This window comes from Marinobacter metalliresistant (assembly GCF_038098645.1).
GTDB lineage: Bacteria > Pseudomonadota > Gammaproteobacteria > Pseudomonadales > Oleiphilaceae > Marinobacter > Marinobacter metalliresistant.
This window is the reverse complement of the sequence record NZ_CP101118.1, coordinates 744,485-759,555: the sequence shown is the minus strand read 5'-3', so window position 1 is coordinate 759,555 and position 15,071 is coordinate 744,485. Positions and strand designations below refer to the sequence as shown.

The window sequence follows — 15,071 nt, the reverse complement described above, 5'->3', positions numbered from 1 at the left end:
CCAACCCCTGGATAACAATACCCACTTGTTTCACGGTGTCCGGGTAGGCTACGGGGTTTGGGAGCCGCAATGCCTGACTCTTGTTGCTTTTAAAGATGCTTGCTCGTTCCACGATTTGCGCCTCTCGGTGTAGGTACGTGTGGTATATCCCTGCTTGGCACTTGGCACTGCATTTCATGATGAAGAGGACCTTTTTTATTTGTGGGGTGCGGCCTATAATTAACACATGCATACAGTGTATGAGGTTAATACCATGACCGCCGAGCCAGATACCACTATCAACGTCAACTCGCAGGACCTGCAGGCTCTGGGGAATGCGGGCATCAATAAGGCGGACATTGAGAAGATGCTCCATGCGCTGGCGACCGATCTCCGGTCCGGGAACGAAGCAGCGGTTCACGATCAGGCCAATGGCCTCACGGCCGCTGAGATTGAGATTCTCCGGGAGGGCGGCGCCTACGGCCTTGATGACACATTCCCCGGCGCCTTGGCGAGGTCCCGGCGCCTCGCGGTCATGCGGCTCCAACTGGAATTCAAGCAGTTGCAGCGTGACTCGCTGTACGCCTCAGCTGTGGCCGAGCTGCTAGGTATCTCAGCTGCCAGGGTGCGGCAACTCACCAACCCGGGCAACCCGGGGCTGTACAGTTTCAAAGGGGCCCGGAGCAAAGCGTGGTTTCCGCGCTGGCAGTTTGTCGAGAGCTCCGTAATCCCCCATCTGCGGCTGGTACTCCAGACCCTCAGCCCCCAGGCACACCCGGTCACAGTTCAGCAGTTCATGACGCAGGTGAACAACGACCTATGGAGCTCCGAACTGGAAGAAAACCTGTCTCCCCGTGACTGGCTGATCGCCGGGTACCCGGCTGAGCCTGTCCTGAGCCTGATCAGGGATATCTGATGGCAAAGTTTCCAGAGCCGCCAGATGTCGACGCACTGAAAAGCATCCCGCCTCAAACCGTCAATCTGGAGGCCGGGGAGAGGATCTTTCGGGTATTTCGCACCGAAGGGCCGTATCCGGTGTCATGGAATACCTTCCGGTATTTCGGTCCCACGTCGTCCCGTTTCGACCACCATTTGCGAAACAAAGTTGGCCAGCCGGGTAATGGTGAGCGAGGAGTCCTCTACGGCGCCATCGGCCCCCGGGCCATCCCTACTTGCCTGGCTGAGTTCTTCCAGGGAACCCGGAAGATCAATCGAAAGGACGGGGTACCTGTTCTGAGTGCTTTTGCTCTCACCGCGCCACTGACCTTGCTGGATTTACGCGGTTCCTTCGCAACCCAGATCGGCGCCAGCATGGCGATCAACACCGGGCCACGACCCCGGGCCCAGCGTTGGGCTCAGCGGCTATATGAGGCGTACCCCCGGGCGCATGGGATCATCTATCCCTCGTCCATGCATGCCAATGAGCCTGCAATTACCTTGTGGGAGCGTAGCACGGCCTTCATGCCCCGCCATCCACTGGTCCATCGTCTGCTGTCTGACCCGGCCCTGAAACGCGTGATTCTCGAAACCGCTGACGCTATAGGCTACCCGGTGGTCGACCCCTGACCCGAACACTGCTTGCAGGGGCTCAGAAGATTAGCGGATTGCCCAGACGGGGCACTGATTGTTTTGGTTTGATTTTGGCCGTCTCAGATATCCAGACTCATAAGAGTGGCATTCGTTAAGTTACGGATCATTCCGGGCGCCAATATAGGCTGTGATGGCGATCATGGCGAGAATTGTTTACCTTGTGTCCAAGCTTTGGCCGGATAATGGTTGGCGGGTGCGTATCTGTGGGCCTGGAGTGCTGGTCTCTGGCGTGTTTCCTGGGAGGAGTTTCGGGCTTGGGCTGTCAGCCAGTTGAATCGGCTTACCCAGTTTATGCTTTTCCGAATCAAACAGGTGGTGGTATGCAACCCTTGGTGACAGTTATCACGCCCGCCTATAACCGGGCCGGGTTTATTGGCGAAGCCGTTGAATCAGTGCTCAACCAGTCCTATGGGAATATTGAGTACATCGTTGTGGATGATGGCTCCTCCGATGGCACTTTCGAGATCCTGCAGGAATATGAGGCTGCCGGTAAACTGACGTTGTTAACCCATGAAAATCACAGTAACCGTGGGCAGTCCGCGGCACTGAATGTTGGTTTGCGGGCGGCTAACGGTAGCTATATTGCGATACTTGATAGCGACGACCTGCTCCATCCGGAAAAAGTGAGCAGGCAGGTTGAGTTTTTGGAAAATAACACTGAAGTCGGCATGGTTTACGGGCAAGCCATGGCAATTTCAGAAGATGGTCGGGAGTTATTCCCCATCCCAGGCGACGAGCATTTGGAGCCCGGAGATCCGAACCGCTTGCTTCTGGATTGCTACATGGCCTTGCCGGGCGGCGCTATGGTGCGTAAATCGGTTTACGATCAGGTTGGATTTTTTGAAGAAGGTTTCCGTGCCAGCCAGGATCATGACATGGTGGTTCGAATTGCAGAAGCTGCGCCGTTTGCCTTTATGAAAGGGACGGTTTTCTATTATAGAAAACATGGCGCATCTATCAGTAACCTGGGCCTGGAAAGGCGCTGGCAAACCGGGTTTGAAATTCTCCGTCGTGCGGCCGCCCGATACCCTTATCGGCGGTCTACCATCCGGAAACGGCGTGCGCTGTTGCATTTCAGGATTGGGCAGGTCTATTGGCAACAAAAGCGTTATTCGACCGCGATTGTCCATTTGCTCAAAGCCGGCCTTGGTGACCCCGTGCGCTCCATGAGCGTTGTATTTGGTGCAGAAAAAGCACATTGAGCGGTTGGGTCATGTACTATGGAAAAGGCAGGTGCTATGGAAAAGGCGGGTACTATGGAAAAGGAAGGTCCAGTTCGTATTCTGTTTGTGATTGACCAGTTTACCAGCTCCCATGCCGGGACAGAGGGGCAGCTATTGCAACTGCTCTCAAACCTGCCTGCCGGTCAGTTCCAGCCTGAGCTTCTGGTGCTTCGGCCCTCCAGTTATGTTGAGGCAGGGAAGATGCCCTGCAAGACAGAGGTGTTGGGGACCTCCAGGTTATTCAGTCTAAAGACGTGGCTGGCCATGTTTAAATTTGCGCAGAGAAAAAAGCAAGAGGGCATCGCCCTGTGTCACGTGTTTTTCAACGATTCGTCGATTATCTGCCCGCCGGTGTTTTCACTTGTGGGCATACCTACGTTAATCTCCCGCAGGGATATGGGGTATTGGTACACGCCAAAGTACCTCTGGGTGTTAAGGCGGACTGCCCGTTTTGTCAGTGGCGTTGTTGCCAACAGTGCGGCAGTTAAACAGGTTACAGCGGAAAAGGAGGGGGTTCCGGCTGCCAGAATTTCGGTCATCTATAACGGCTATTCTGCGTCAACTGACGAGTTATCGCCCCTGACGCCTGAAGAACGATCCTCGATCCTCAGCGGTCTTGGGTTGCCTGTGGATGGTCGATTTGTCGTGCTGGTGGCCAATCTGCGGGAGATAAAGCGCATTGGCGATGCCATCAACGCTATCGGCACGGTTCGCAATTCAGTGCCGGATAGCCATTTGGTCCTGATTGGTGGGGGAAACCAGGAACCATACCGCGAGTTAGCTGTTTCTCTTGGCGTCGCGGACTATGTGCACTTTCTGGGAGAGCGTTCTGACGTCAGGAATATCCTCCGCGCAATGGACGCCGGTTTGCTTTGCTCCGAATCGGAGGGTTACTCCAATGCAATCGTTGAATACATGCAGGCCCGGTTGCCCGTGGTCGCTTCGAATGTCGGGGGCAATAGTGAAGCGGTAGAGCACGGCGTTTCCGGATACTTGTTCCCCCGGGGGGACATCAAGCAACTTGCTGCTTACCTGGTATGTATACTGCGCAATGAAGATGGTTCCGCACAACAAATGGGCGAGTGCGGCCACCGGAAAGCCCACCGCAGGCATGGCCTGCAAACGATGATTGACTCCCATGCAGCCCTGTATTCCAGAGTCTTGTCGAGCCGGTTGGGCGCGCCTGATGTGGAGGTTCGGTGAATATTTCGGGATTGATTAAACTGGCCGGTGAATTTGGTGGCTATGCCGTGGCACGCACTATCACTGCGAGTCGCCCCCGTATTCTGATGTATCATCGCTTCTCTCAGGTACCGCATCCCGGACATGTTGGTGCCGATGAGTTTGAACAGCAGGTGCGTTACATCTCCAAACACTTTAATCCGGTAACCGTGTCACGCATTGCGTTGGCGCTGCACGAGGGTAAGACGCTGCCCCAAAACAGCATTGCGATAACCGTTGATGACGGCTACGAAGATTTCTATTCAGTGGCCTGGCCAATACTGAAAAAGTACAAAGCCCCGGCGACCTTTTACGTAACCACCGATTTTGTGAATGGCGACCTGTGGCTGTGGCCGGATCAACTGCGATACCTGCTGGAACGGTCTCCCGAATCCGAAAACTGTTTCGATTTCGGTTTGGTTAGTGTTAAGACCCCGTTAAAGGCAATCGCGTTTGAGCAGTCTTTCTGGCACATTAACCAGGTTTTGCTCGAGGTTGATAATGCGGAAAAATCAGAATGCCTTGCCGCGATGGCCAGGGCCTGGAACGTCGATTTGCCAGTGTCCGCTCCGGAGGGATACCGGGCGGTGACCTGGGAGCAGCTAAAAGAAATGCAGGCCGAAGGGCTTGAAATCGGAGGGCATACGGTCACTCATCCATCACTGGCAAGGGTAACCATGGCGCAGGCCCGTCACGAAATTTTGGGGTGCAGCCAGGCGCTGGAGCAGCACCTGGGTAAGTCAGTTCGTTCATTTTGCTACCCGAATGGCACTCCGGATGACTTTGTTGCGGAGCAGGTTGAATTGATTCGTGAAGCTGGCTTTTCATGTGCCGCGGTGGCCTTTGCTGATAGCAAGGAGCACCAGCAGAGATACGCTATGCGACGTCACGCCAGCTCATCCGATCAATTTCAGTTCCTGAAGGCAGTGTCAGGTGTTGAATTGTTAGGGATGAAATTGCGCAAGGCCCAGAGAGAAACGCGTTATGAGTAGCGGGGCATTAAGACTGGGGTCGGCGAATCAGCATAACGGGCACGGAGTGTCGGCACGGGTTCAGGCCAGTTCGTTTACCTTTGGCCTGTTTATTTATTATCTCATCGATTTTTTTCTGCATCTCTCGCAGCGTATTCCTGGTTACGGGTTACTGAGGCCAACCCTGTTATTGGCGCTGATAATTGCTGTCAGCCTCTTTATGCAGCGGGAAAAATTCAAAGGCTGGTCAAAAGATCCGATTGTTTCTTCGTTGCTGGCGTTGTTGATCTACCTTGCCGTTTCATTGCCGCTGGTAGAGTGGCCGGGGAGTGTGGTTAAGAATAATCTCAGTGACTTTATAAAAGCGATCACGTTCTTTTTCTTTACCGTCCTGTTAGTGGATTCAAACCATCGCCTGAAGATCTTTCTGCTGGTTTTTATCGGTTGCCAGTTAATCCGGGTGTTTGAACCCTTATTTTTGAATCTAACCGAAGGATACTGGGGCAGCGGGACCTACCTTGGCAGTGGGGAGTTCTCCCAAAGGCTGGCAGGTGCGCCATCGGATGTGATTAATCCGAATGAGTTGGGCTTTGTGATTGTTACCGCAATACCCTTTCTTCATTATCTTCTCTGGACATCCGGATTTAAGGCCAGGCTTCTTTATTTGCTGTTGATGCCGCCACTGCTTTATGCGCTGATTCTCACCCAATCGCGGGGCGCCTTCCTTGCCCTGTTGGTGGTCGCTTTTTTTGTGTTCAAGGAGTCGAGCCACAAGTTCAGCCTGATTGTTGTTGCAATTCTGGTGGCCATGGCGGGGTGGCAGGTAATGACAGATCAGCAAAAGGATCGCTATCTGTCATTAGTGGGGGAGTCGGAGACATCCAACGCGGTATCAGCGGATGGACGCATCCAGGGGATGTTGACGGAGTTCAAGCTGGGATTCCAGCGGCCGCTTGTGGGGCATGGGCTGGGCACTACACCGGAGGCAAAAACACATATATTGGGCAAGCGCCAGGCTTCCCACAATCTGTATGCCGAGCTGCTGATCGAGCTCGGGCTTATTGGCGCATTCCTCTTTCTTCGGTTTCTGTTCAAGGTATACAAAGGGTTGTCAGAGAATAATAAACTTACCATTGAGCATGAATTTGATCCTTTTTATGTGAATCTGAACAAAGCGATGACCGCGGTGTTCTGGATGTACGTGGTATACAGTTCAAATTATTGGGGCCTGTCTCAGTATTATTGGTACCTGTTTGCCGGCGCGGTGGTTGTTTTTCATCGGTTAACCCAACTGAGCCTAGTTGTTCCGGGCGGTGCCGAAGCCCCGGCAATGCCAGGGTCCACCAAAAACCGTTTCAGTAATCTGGTCGATCTGCCTGGAAGGCGCTGATGGTGCCTCCAGAAAAGGAATTTTGATGCAAGTCGTTGTATTTGCCCGGCATCCTGGTGGGGGAATCAGAACCTACTTCTATTATGTCTATGGTGATGAGGCGTTAAAGAACCATTCTTTCAGGCTGGTGTCGCCCGGGTCTGACGCGCTGCAATCTCTGGTAGCGCCCCTGGAAAATGTCAGTGTCAGTTCCCAGACTTCCGAGCGCCTGATCGCCTTGCTGGTGGCTCTTATCCGGGAGGTTGTCACGAAACGGCCGGATCTGGTTCACTCCCATGGATTTACCGCGGGGCTGATAGCAGCATTGCCCTTGTGGCTTTTACGCATTCCTCACGTGATTACCACCCACGATGTCTTCATGCCCGCTCAGTTCAGGGGCCGGCTTGGCAAGCTAAAGAAATTTGTCATGGGCCGGTTGTTCGCCATGGCAAATCTGGTAAACCCGGTTGGTGAGGACGCGGCGGAGAATTTCCGTGCGACTTTCCCTGCTCTTTCCGCAAAGGGAAAGGTTGTCGCGGTTATGAATGGTATAAGAACATTTGCATTCCTAGGGGATGACTCAAGGGATCTGCGAGCCGAGGCTTCGATTCCCGAAAATGCCCTGGTTGTGGGATTCTTTGGCCGTTTCATGGCCCAGAAAGGGTTTGGCCTTTTGGTCAGTGCGCTTGAGCGCTGGAATGAGTCTCGTCCCGACCGGCCTTTACACGTTTGTTGTTTTGGTTGGGGCGGATTCATCCGGGAAGAGCAGGCCGATATTGAACGCCGGGGCCTGGGCGGCTTTTTCCATTTCTTCCCGGCAACCGATTCCATGGCAGCGGCGATTCGGGGTGTGGATGCCGTGGTTATGCCCTCAAAGTGGGAGGCGTGCCCGCTTTTGCCCATGGAGGTGATGGTGTCCGGGCGTCCGCTGATTGCCTCGAACTGCATTGGCATGAATGAGGTTGTGGCGGATTCTCCAGCGCTGGTTTTCGATGTTGGCTCTGTACAGGGTTTGCTGGAGCAGCTGGCGAAATTTGAATCCGGGCAATTGGAGATCCAGGCGGCATCCGATGAATATCGGAACCGGGCGGCCGAGCGGTTTGATGTCAGTATTACATCTTCCAAACTGGGGCAGGTATTCGAGCGTGTGCTTGCCAATCAGGGAGATATACGGTGATCCGTACCCTCCTCGTTAATACAGGCTCTAACGTTCTTGTCATGTTCGTCAAACTGGCGATCACATTCGTGATGACCCCCATCTTTGTATATAACCTGGGCAAGTATGATTACGGGCTTTGGGAAATGGTAGGTGCCGTTATCGGGTATATGGGGATTCTCGATCTGGGGCTGCGTCCTGCGATAAGTCGCTTCGCTTCCCGCCACCTGGCGGAGAAGGATGAGATCGCTTTGCAGTCGGTTTACATGTCCGCCATTGCGTTCATGGCGGTGGTCGGGGTGCTGCTATTTCTCTTTTTCTTCTTCTGGGGGATCTGGTTTTCGGGGTCTTTGGCGCCACAGGGTGAACCTCATCAGAAGTACACCCTGTTTCTTATTCTGATTGGTGCATACTTGCTTATTTCATTTCCGGGGTATGTGGCGGAGAGCTATCTTGAAGGGTTTCAGAAGTATTATCTTAAAAACAACATTACTATTTTCAATTCAATTGTCGGTTCAACACTTTTATACCTCTATATATCGCCGGAAAACGGGCTTGTGTTACTGGCCGGCATTAACGCCCTTGGTCTGTCTGTCAAATACCTGTTATTCATGTGGATTCTTTCCAGGCCGGCTTATGGCGCCATTCGTGCCCGGCCCGCCAATTTTTCAGGGGCCAGGCTTCGGGAGTTGATTGTTTTTGGCTTCAAGTCGTTCATCCAGGGTATTGCGACACGTGTGGAGAACGCCACGGATGTACTCGTGATTGGGCTGATTATGGGTCCGGCGGTGGTGCCTTTTTACAGTATTCCCGCCAACCTGACCCAGCACATACGGGGTCTCGGGTGGACACTCACCCATGCCTTCATGCCCCTGTTCAGTGGATTGAGTGTCACAGAGGAGAACGAAACCATCCGCCGGGTGTTTCTCATGTCGTCACGCTACGTGGTGAGCATCCTTTTGGCCATGAGCACTGGTGTGCTTATTCTGGGGGTGCCATTCATTTCCATCTGGCTCGATCCGGAGTTTGGTGAAAAAGCGGAACTGATTATTGTCTTTCTGGTGTTCTTCACCGTTTTCCCGTTCATCAATCCGTTTGCCAGCCGTTATCTCACCGCAATTGACAGGCACGGTATATTCGCGAAGCTTACGCCCTTGGCTGCGCTGTTGAATATCACCCTTAGCCTGATTTTGGTGCATCCTTTTGGCCTTGAGGGGGTCGCCTTTGCGTCGGTGGTGCCAGGGCTTATTTTTGTGCCGATGTATCTGCGGTACACCTGTAAGCATCTCGATCTGCCAGTACGCCAGTATTTGTTATCGGCCGTTCTGCCTGGGGTGGCTCCTGCCGCAATCATGGCGGTGATCCTGCTCAGCATTGGTCATGTGTGGGTATACGATTCTTACTTTGAGATTTTGAATGGTGTGGTTTTTAGCAGTTTTGGCTGGCTTGCCGGGTTCTGGTTTCTGGTGTTGAACAGGGAAGAACGGGATTACATTGGTGAGTATCTGTCTCGCAGGCTGGGAAGGAATTAAAGAATGTGCGGTTTTGCAGGTTTTGCTGGGACTGGCCGTAACATCAACAGGGATACCTGCGAGACAACGCTCAGGAAAATGGGCGACGCTATTGTCCATCGTGGCCCTGATGCCGGTGGAGTCTGGCTGAACGATGCCTTGTCCGTTGGCCTGTCCCACCGTCGTTTATCCATTCTGGATTTGTCACCCCTTGGTGCTCAACCCATGGTATCGGCTTCGGGCCGGTTTGTGATCGCTTTCAATGGTGAAATCTATAATTTTCAGGCGTTGAGCGAGGAGCTGCTGGCTGATGGGGCACATTTCCGTGGCCATTCGGATACTGAGGTAATGCTTGCGGCCTTCGAGGCCTGGGCCGTGGAGGCTGCGCTCGGGCGATTCGCCGGCATGTTCGCCTTTGCATTGTTTGACCGGCAGGAACAGCGGCTGTACCTGGCCCGGGATCGTATGGGGGAAAAACCCCTGTACTACGGGTGGCAGGGCAGTAGCCTGGTCTTTGGCTCGGAGCTCAAGGCGCTGCAACAACACCCTCAATGGCAGGGCGAAATTAATCGGGGCGCCTTGCCTTTGCTGGTCCGTCATAACCTGATTCCTGCGCCCCACACCATTTACTCCGGTATTTTCAAGCTTCTGCCTGCTTCGTTTGTTGCCATTGACCTTGCGCGCCTTGAGCCGGGGCAGCTGCCGGAACCCTCTCGTTATTGGCGTCTTGAGGATCAGTTTGTTGAGTCTCACGATTGGACAGGAGAGACGGCTTCAGATCATCTGGAAGCACTGCTCGCCAAAGTGATCGGTGAGCAGATGGTGTCTGATGTGCCGCTAGGGGCTTTTCTTTCGGGCGGGGTGGATTCCTCAACAGTCGTGGCCCTGATGCAGAAGCAGGCCTCGACCCCGGTCAAGACGTTCAGTATCGGTTTCCGCGAGGACGGGTTTAACGAGGCCGTGCATGCGGCTGCAGTGGCAGGGCACCTGGGTACGGACCATACTGAGCTGTATGTGACAGAGCAGGACGCAAGAGAACTGGTGCCGCGTTTGCCGCAGGTTTACGATGAGCCGTTTGCGGATTCGTCCCAGTTGCCCACGTATCTGGTCAGCGAGATGACTCGCAGGCATGTTACCGTGGCACTTTCCGGAGATGGTGGTGACGAGCTGTTCTGCGGGTACACCCGCTATCCGGGCATATTGCGTGGGTGGCAGCGTCGCCGCTCGTTTGGCTCCCGCCTGAAAGCACTCTCCGGCCGGCTGCCGCCTGAATTGACTGCCCGGGCCATTCGTAACCTGGTGCCTTCCCAGAGGGGGCGCAGTGTGGAAGCAATCCGGTTACGCCTGGCGCGAGCCAAGGCTGTTGCCTCTTCACAAAGCCTGTCAGATTTCTATCGCCAGTCTGTTTCTATCTGGCCAGACCCGGCCATAGCGTTGGTGGAACCGGGCGAGGGCAGTTATGGGTTAACCGGCCCGCTTCCGGACCGGGTGCCGGACAATGACCTAAAAACGCTGATGTGGCGGGACCTGAACTGGTATCTGCCAGACGATATCCTGACCAAGGTGGACCGTGCCGCCATGGCCTGCAGCCTGGAAACCCGCATTCCCATGCTGGATCACCGGGTAGTGTCGTTTGCCATGGGGTTGCCCGCGTCTCTTAACATGCAGGGCAATGTCGGCAAGCAGGTACTTCGGTCGGTCCTTTACCGCCATGTGCCGAGGGAATTGATTGACCGGCCGAAACAGGGCTTTGCGGTTCCTGTCTCGGCCTGGCTGAGAGGGTCTTTGCGGGAATGGGCGGAAGAGATACTGGAACCGAACCGACTGCGTGAGCAGGGTTACTTCAAGCCTGACATGGTCCGGCAGGTTTGGAATGAACACCTTTCCGGCAGGGAAGACTATAGTTCTGAGTTGTGGGGCATTTTGATGTTTCAGGCCTGGCTGAAAGAACAGGGACTCCAAATTGGTTCCGGAGTGAAAAAATGAGCACGCTTACCAATCCTCTCGTGAGCATTATCACCCCAACCTATAACCGGGCTGATTTTATAGAGCAGGCCGTTAATAGTGTTCTGGCCCAGACCTACGCGAGTTTCGAGTTGCTGATCGTGGACGACGGTTCAACAGACAACACCCGGGATCTGCTGAAGCCCGCGCTGGCGGATTCCCGGGTCCGCTATTTCCGCCAGCAGAATCAGGGGCAGAGCGTTGCCCGTAATCTTGCCCTCTCCGAGGCAAAGGGCGACTTGGTGTGCTTCCTGGATTCTGATAATTACTGGCCCGCTGAGAAGCTGGAGCATCAGGTTAGCCTTTTCAGGCAGCATCCGGATTACGATGTGATCTATGGGGATATCATCGTTATTGATGAGAAGGGTCAGGAAGTTTCCCGAAAGAATATGAGGCGATATTCGGGCCATATAGCCAGGTATATGATTTGTGATAACTGCGTGAGCATGAATACGGCAATGGCCCGGCGCCGGTGTTTTGACGAACTCGGTGCAATGAGCGGTAAACGTCGGGTTGCCGATGATTATGATTTGTGGCTTCGGTTTTCAGCCAGGTTCCGGTTTCTTTATGTTCCCGAGTTCCTTGCCTACTATCGGGTAATGGACGATCAGATTTCTTCGGACAAGACCCGGCGTTTTGATTCCAACTGGCAGATCATTACCGATTTCAGGCAGGAATTTCCGGATGCCATGTCGAAGCAGGAGTTCGATTCGGGGTTTGCTGCTTTTCACAGCAGGAAGGCTCGCTACCTGGCAAGTCATGGCTCCAGGAGCCAGGCACTGGCAGAGATGGTGAAGGCACTTCGGCTGCGCCCACTGCGTCGTGCTTCCTGGCGCAGCCTTGCCGCTGTTCTGCTGAAGTAGACGGTGTCGGGAATGGCATCGGGGGGTTGCAATGGCGACCGTTAGCGTGGTGACGCCCACCTACAACAGGGCCCGGTTCCTGCCGGACGCAGTGACAAGTGTTCTGTCTCAGACCTTCGGGGACTTTGAGCTGATCATTGTGGATGATGGCTCCGACGACAATACCCGTGATGTCCTGGCGCCCTTTCTGGCTGACCGGCGAGTTCGTTATTTCCACCAGGAAAACCAGGGCCAGAGCCATGCCCGTAATCTCGCCCTTAAGCAGGCGACGGGGGATTGTATCGCGTTTCTTGATTCTGACGATGTCTGGGCGCCAGACAAACTGGAGAAGCAGCTGGCTGTTCTCCAGGCAAATCCTGGCGTTGATATCGTCCATGGTGATGAGGCCACGATTGATGAGCAGGGGAAGGTTATCAGCTTTGAGAACATGAAGCGTTGTTCCGGCCGGATCACGCGGTATCTGTTGGCTGACAACAGCGTGAGTATTACCACGGCGCTGGTGAGGCGGCGGTGCTTTGATGAGATGGGCGGTTTCGACACCTCGGTGGGTGTTGCTGATGACTATGAGCTGTGGCTGAGGTTTTCCGCCCGGTACTGTTACCAGTATGAGCCCGGCATTGTTGCCTCGTACCGGGTGATGGCGGATCAGATTTCATCGGATAAGCGCAGGCGGTTTGCCGCGAACGAGCGGATTATCCAGGAATTTCTGGCGCGGTATGGTGAGGTTTTGTCTCCCGGTGAACGTCGCTGGGGGCTGGCCCGTTTCTATTGTCGCAAGGCAAGGTACTTTGCCAGTGCCGGTGAGCGTGGCAAGGCCGTCGGCGCCATTGCCGGGGCACTGCGCAATGCGCCGCTGGATCCGGTTGTCTGGCGAGCGTTGTATCGCGTTGCGGTGCCCCGAAGATGACACGGGGTACGAAGCTAAGTGCGGTGCCTGCGGGTAGCAGGATGCCCCGATGTGTGCCCTGGCAGACGAAATACCGGGAAGGTGTGCTGAGGCTGTTCGGGGACGTGCCCTACAAGGCGGAACTGTGGCAGTGGCAGTTTGAGTCCAATCCTTTTGGTTTGCCCTTCACGCCGGTTGTGCTGGTTGACGACAAGGACGCAGTAGTCGGATTCAACGGCGTGATGGCCGCGCGCGTAACCGACCGGGGAGAAGCGATAAGGGTTTTATGGAGCTGTGATTTTTACCTCGCTGAGCAGTGGCGTGGGCAGGGGTTGGGCAGTGTCATCAAGCACGAGCTGCATGGCAAGGCGCCTGTGATTATGGCTTTTGGAATCAGTAATCAGGCCAGTAAAGTGCTCCGTCACCTTGGCTGGGTGCCTGACGACTCGGTTAGAAGCTACAGGATGCTCCGCCAGCGCAACGGGCTTCGTAGCTGGTTGTTGAGCGGTCTCCAGTGGCTGAACAGATTGCGGATGGCCTTTTCCCCTGTATCCGGTGCCGCCGGGCTGCGCATTCATGTGCGCTCAAGGCTTCCTGAAAGCGCACGGGTTGATGCGCTCTGGGAGCGTTGTGCACCGGGCTATGGAAGGGTTGTGCAAAGAGACTTTGCCTACCTTGACTGGCGTTATCAGAGGCATCCGTTGGGCCGGTACGGGTTCGTTTGTGCCTGGCAGGATGATGAGCTGGTGGCAACACTGGTTACCCGCTTCAGCCGGGGCACTTTGCGTATTGTCGATTATTGCGGTCCGGCCCGGAACCAGCCACTGAAGCGTGCCCTTGTGGGGGCAGCGGTCCGGCACTGGCCCCATGCAAATCAGGTGTTTTCGGTTACCTCGGATCCGGAACTGGCGGAATCGTTTCTGGCTGAAGGGTTCGTTCAGCTCCGGGGCCGGCCACGTTTCTATATCTATGAACCGGGAGCGGAGCACTCTGCTGGATCGTCTGCCTGGTTTATTATGGCCGGTGACTCCGATGGCGAGTTCCTCCAGGCCGCCAGTGATTTTTATACCACGGAAACCGTGCAAGGTATGTCGTCCGTGGAGCGTGCACCATGCTGAGTGTCCAACCGGTTTCCGAAGCAGGCTTTGCCGCCATGGCGGAGGAATGGCGGATGTGCCTTGAAGCATCTGATGCCAACCCTCTGTTTATGAGCTGGCCCTGGCTGTATAGCTGGTGGGAAACCTGGTCCCAGGTTCTGGGTATGGAACTGGTGCTGCTGGGTGTGGTTGATCAGCAGGGCAAACTGGTTGGCATTGGGCCTTTCTGCCGCCGGGTTCTGGTGACGCCAGCGGGGATTCGTGTGGCCCGCCTTTATATGCTTGGGAACGCCTGGCGGCTTGCACCAACGGTGCGTACGGAGTATTGCGGAATCATTGCCCGCCGGGGTTATGAGAGTGATGTCACAGCGGCGATTGTTCCGGCGCTGGAGGAACTGGGCTGGGATGAGCTGGTTTGTTCTGATGTGCCCGATGATCGGTTGGAAAACCTCAGAGCCGGGGGCTTTGATGAGCGAAGAGGTTACCGGACCATTCACCGCACCGATGATACAGGCATCCGAATCAATACTGTTGGCCGCTTTGGTGACTGGTTGGACGGGCTTGGAAAGCATACCCGGCTTAAAGCCTTTAACCGCAGGGCATATCTGAAAAAGCGGGGGGAGCTGGCTTTTCTTGGTTACGATGAGGGTCGTGACGAGGACTTTTTTGAGCGCCTGAATGGGTTTCACCGGAATCGCTGGGGGAAACCGGCGTTCGACAGAGAGGCGCTGAGATTTCATCGCCTGCTCCTGCAGAGGCTGCACCTGTGTGATGGTGAGCCGGCTATGAGCCTGGTCCTTTTCAACGGACGTTGTGTTTCTGTGCTGTACGATCTACTGGTTCGCGGCTGCCGGTATAATCTGCAGGCTGGGTATGACGAAGAGTTCAGCACAAAGGTGTCCCTGGGTTATCTTCACCTGGGATTCGCCATTGAAGCTGCGTTCAGCCACCGGGCTACGAATGCTTATGACCTGCTGGCCGGAACCGGGAAAAAGCAGTTCTATAAGTCCCATTTTCATGGGGAAGCCGTGCACTTCTCCACCTTTCAGGTGGTTCGCAGCCCACTGCTCAAGGCTTTGTACGGCATCCAGGCGGCCAGTCCACCGTTTGTGGCGAGAGCCTTCATTCGTAGGGTAGGATTGTGACTGTCGTGGTGAAAGCCACTAGGTGCGGGCACAATGAACCGGCGAACAGCCGGCAG

General features: G+C 54.9%; 13 protein-coding genes. All 13 read left to right on the top strand.

Annotated features, from left to right (window positions below; all coding sequences use genetic code 11):
* Positions 1–253 precede the first annotated feature (253 nt).
* The 13 genes from NLK58_RS03545 to NLK58_RS03485 all read left to right on the top strand — a co-directional run bounded on the left by NLK58_RS03545 (position 254) and on the right by NLK58_RS03485 (position 15,015).
* Positions 254–895: a hypothetical protein gene (locus tag NLK58_RS03545; protein WP_341582063.1), complete on the top strand. Its 642-nt coding sequence runs from the start codon at positions 254–256 to the stop codon at positions 893–895.
* A complete protein-coding gene (locus NLK58_RS03540) occupies positions 895–1,545 on the top strand; it encodes an RES family NAD+ phosphorylase (protein WP_341582062.1) in 651 nt (216 codons plus the stop codon). The genes NLK58_RS03545 and NLK58_RS03540 overlap by 1 nt, the downstream gene beginning before the upstream one ends.
* Before the next feature lie 344 nt (positions 1,546–1,889).
* The gene (locus tag NLK58_RS03535) at positions 1,890–2,771 is read left to right on the top strand and encodes a glycosyltransferase (protein WP_341582061.1); all 882 of its coding nucleotides are present in this window, start codon (positions 1,890–1,892) and stop codon (positions 2,769–2,771) included.
* 54 nt (positions 2,772–2,825) lie between these two features.
* Positions 2,826–3,995, top strand: a complete 1,170-nt coding sequence (locus NLK58_RS03530; RefSeq protein ID WP_341582060.1) for a glycosyltransferase — start codon at positions 2,826–2,828, stop codon at positions 3,993–3,995.
* Positions 3,992–5,005: a polysaccharide deacetylase family protein gene (locus NLK58_RS03525; RefSeq protein WP_341582059.1), complete on the top strand. Its 1,014-nt coding sequence runs from the start codon at positions 3,992–3,994 to the stop codon at positions 5,003–5,005. Before NLK58_RS03530 ends, NLK58_RS03525 begins: the two co-directional genes overlap by 4 nt.
* Positions 5,006–5,051: 46 nt before the next feature.
* Positions 5,052–6,374: an O-antigen ligase family protein gene (locus tag NLK58_RS03520; protein WP_341582058.1), complete on the top strand. Its 1,323-nt coding sequence runs from the start codon at positions 5,052–5,054 to the stop codon at positions 6,372–6,374.
* 25 nt (positions 6,375–6,399) lie between these two features.
* Entirely contained in the window at positions 6,400–7,530 is a 1,131-nt protein-coding gene (locus NLK58_RS03515; protein ID WP_341582057.1) for a glycosyltransferase family 4 protein, read from the top strand.
* A 41-nt stretch (positions 7,531–7,571) separates the two neighbouring features.
* Entirely contained in the window at positions 7,572–9,041 is a 1,470-nt protein-coding gene (locus NLK58_RS03510; RefSeq protein WP_341582056.1) for an oligosaccharide flippase family protein, read from the top strand.
* A gap of 3 nt (positions 9,042–9,044) precedes the next feature.
* A complete protein-coding gene (gene asnB / locus NLK58_RS03505; protein WP_341582055.1) occupies positions 9,045–11,006 on the top strand; it encodes an asparagine synthase (glutamine-hydrolyzing) in 1,962 nt (653 codons plus the stop codon).
* Positions 11,003–11,887 carry a glycosyltransferase gene (locus NLK58_RS03500; RefSeq protein WP_341582054.1) on the top strand — a complete coding sequence of 295 codons (885 nt, stop codon included), beginning with the start codon at positions 11,003–11,005 and terminating at the stop codon, positions 11,885–11,887. The genes asnB and NLK58_RS03500 overlap by 4 nt, the downstream gene beginning before the upstream one ends.
* Positions 11,888–11,918: 31 nt before the next feature.
* Positions 11,919–12,794, top strand: a complete 876-nt coding sequence (locus tag NLK58_RS03495) for a glycosyltransferase (protein ID WP_341582053.1) — start codon at positions 11,919–11,921, stop codon at positions 12,792–12,794.
* A 53-nt stretch (positions 12,795–12,847) separates the two neighbouring features.
* Positions 12,848–13,891, top strand: coding sequence for a hypothetical protein (locus NLK58_RS03490; RefSeq protein ID WP_303286334.1), 1,044 nt, complete (start codon positions 12,848–12,850; stop codon positions 13,889–13,891).
* Positions 13,885–15,015 (top strand): GNAT family N-acetyltransferase, encoded by a 1,131-nt coding sequence (locus tag NLK58_RS03485; RefSeq protein ID WP_341582052.1) that lies wholly within the window; start codon positions 13,885–13,887, stop codon positions 15,013–15,015. Before NLK58_RS03490 ends, NLK58_RS03485 begins: the two co-directional genes overlap by 7 nt.
* Positions 15,016–15,071: the final 56 nt, after the last annotated feature.